General features: G+C 60.4%; 1 protein-coding gene. It reads right to left on the bottom strand.

The window, feature by feature from the left end:
* Positions 1-219 precede the first annotated feature (219 nt).
* Positions 220-427: hypothetical protein (locus CDN38_RS30100; RefSeq protein ID WP_204903254.1), on the bottom strand; the 208-nt coding region annotated here is incomplete at its 5' end.

Here is a 427-nt window from a genome sequence, read left to right as displayed (position 1 = left end):
ACCTGAGCTAGGAAGCACTCACGACGACACAGGCCCTGCCCAACAGCCCAACCGGTCAACCAGCGTCCCCGCAATGGCCGTAAAACACCACCCTCCTAGGAAAGCCCGCCCACCGGCACGACACCCGGCGACTTGTCACAGCCACCTGCCACAATCGGCATCACCAACCGGCCAACACCGGCAGACACCTCCCCGATCAGACCGCACGAAAAATCGAGGCTAAGGCCCGAGGGCTGTTGTCAATGATTTCGGCTCGTGTGTCGTGTATTTCGGTTTGGGGTCGGCGATGGTGGCGGTGATGCTGGTGATCGGGGTGCTGGGTTCGGGCTGAAGTACCCCAGGTTTTGTTCCGATCCCTATAGGAGGATTGGAAGCATGCCCCGTCAGTATTCGCCGGAGTTTCGGCAGCGTGCGTTGCGTTTGTTGG

The organism is Mycobacterium ostraviense, assembly GCF_002705925.1.
In the GTDB taxonomy this organism is placed as follows: Bacteria; Actinomycetota; Actinomycetes; order Mycobacteriales; family Mycobacteriaceae; genus Mycobacterium; species Mycobacterium ostraviense.
The sequence above is the reverse complement of the archived record's forward strand: the minus strand, read 5'-3'. Positions and strand labels throughout refer to the sequence as shown.